The 1,626-nt window shown below is 58.7% G+C and carries 1 protein-coding gene and 1 rRNA gene; both read right to left on the bottom strand.

Going from position 1 to position 1,626, the window contains the following annotated elements:
- A 16S ribosomal RNA gene (locus AC1AYR_RS11690) occupies window positions 1-140 on the bottom strand; the annotation flags it as partial.
- A 592-nt stretch (window positions 141-732) separates the two neighbouring features.
- Window positions 733-984 (bottom strand): hypothetical protein, encoded by a 252-nt coding sequence (locus AC1AYR_RS11685; protein ID WP_476512700.1) that lies wholly within the window; start codon window positions 982-984, stop codon window positions 733-735.
- Window positions 985-1,626: the final 642 nt, after the last annotated feature.

Raw genomic sequence — 1,626 nt, 5'->3', positions numbered from 1 at the left:
AGTACGGGGCAGGTCGGTCACGCATTACTCACCCGTTCGCCACTCTCACCCACCAGCAAGCTGGCAGGATCCCGTTCGACTTGCATGTGTTAAGCACGCCGCCAGCGTTCATCCTGAGCCAGAATCGAACCCTCCACAAAAAAATTCATGAAGAGAAATCGAAAAACGACTCTCAAAAAAGAAAAAAGACGGAACCACTTAATAAGGAAAAGCGGTTCGCACAAAAACCCCGACCCCCATCAACCACCCTCGTGGACTCCAAGAAAACCCGGAGCGGGAATCGGACTGGCAATCATTGACTATAAAGAAGTAAGTAGTACAACACACTCTTGAGTTCTCAAACCACCACACACGACCAACCCCGGAACCACACAAGAACAGGAACCAGAAGCCGACCGGCAGCAAGAGACAAACATACACCAACCCCGACAACCACGCAAACCACACACCACACAACCACCCCCAAACCCCCGAAAACAAGCCAAAACACCGGCGTGTCGAACACACACAACACACCACCAATACCAGCCTACCGCCACCCAAAACACGCAAAACTTGGGTATCTCATTACTCAGACGGCGTGTCGCGTAACGAAGGCATCATGCAGCGCGACTGCCCGTTTCTTCAGCGCCCTATGCTCGGCGGTATAACCAAACGACATGCGTCGTGTCAGTCCACCGATAACGAATATTATGTACGGGTTTCACGGCTTACTTGATAAGCAAGAACCGGCTAGCGCCGACGCGGCTTATACCCCTTCTTACGGCTATGCGGCTTCAGCTCCTGATTGAGTGGCACATGCCTATAGCTGGACTGCGGATCGCGATGCGTCAAATGCCACGTACCACAGAATTGGCAGCGATACACCCACAGTTCGGCTCCACGTTCGATGAAACTCTGATCGGCCGCCTGCTGCGCCTGGGCCTTGTCGTGATACATGATCTTGTTCGATGTCGCGCAACGCTTTGGCGTGAAGTAATGCATAATGACCCCTGATTCGGCTGCTAACTATCCGCCATGATAACCGAAGCTTCTTATATACGAATCAAGGCCGTGGGGTCTCTCCCCTCAGTCAACTTCCCTGTTGGCTCTTTCGTTGGAGGTGGTGCCCGTTGTTTCCTCCCGCCGGCGGGAGGTGGCGCGCAGCACCGGAGGGTGGCTTTCGTGGGTCGCCCCCGTGTGTGGTGTCGGTGAGGACGCGTGCGGCGCGGGGCTCCCGTCGCGCGTGTCCGTTGTTTCCTCCCGCCGGCGGGAGGTGGCGCGCAGCGCCGGTGGGTGGTTTTCGTGGGTTGTCCCCGTGTGTGGTGTCGGTGAGGACGCGTGCGGCGCGGGGCTCCCGTCGCGTGTGCCCGTTGTTTCCTCCCGCCGGCGGGAGGTGGCGCGCAGCGCCGGAGGGTGGTTCCCGCGTGTGGCTCCGGTGGGTGGTCGTGGTGTGGCTCCGGGTGGCTTGTGGGTGTCGTGGGACCGGTTCCCGGTGTGGTTCTCCCCGTGTCGGGTGCGGGTATGGGAAAGCCCCGGGGCGTTCGGGTGCTCTCCGGGGCTTTCGTTTCAAGTGTGGTGCGGCGGCGTGCTACTCTCCCACACCCTGTCGGGTGCAGTACCATCGCCGTGCCAGGTCTTAGCTTC

This window comes from Bifidobacterium sp. LH_417, assembly GCF_056357035.1.
This window is presented reverse-complemented; position numbering and strand designations above follow the sequence as displayed.